The 252-nt window shown below is 63.9% G+C and carries 1 protein-coding gene; it reads left to right on the top strand.

Annotation, left to right across the window (positions count from 1 at the left end; translation table 11 throughout):
- Nucleotides 1–252: hypothetical protein (locus ACPYOM_RS23145; protein WP_481347765.1), on the top strand; the 252-nt coding region annotated here is incomplete at both ends.

Genomic DNA, 252 nt, shown 5'->3' with positions numbered 1-252 from the left:
ATAATGCGGTGCTCTCGGGCATGCTGGCGGCCGACAGGATCGCTGCTGCGATCGCGGCGGGCCGCGCCAATGACGAGGTCGTCGAGATCGAGACCGACTGGCGTGCCAGCGACATCGGCAAGGACCTGAAGAGGGTGCGCGACGTCAAGCCGCTGTGGTCGAAGTTCGGCACCGCAATCGGCGTGGCGCTTGGCGGCTTCGACATGTGGACCAACCAGCTCTTCGGCTTCTCTTTGTTTGGAACGCTGAAGC

The organism is Monashia sp. HAY1-2A (assembly GCF_056755315.1).
This window is presented reverse-complemented; position numbering and strand designations above follow the sequence as displayed.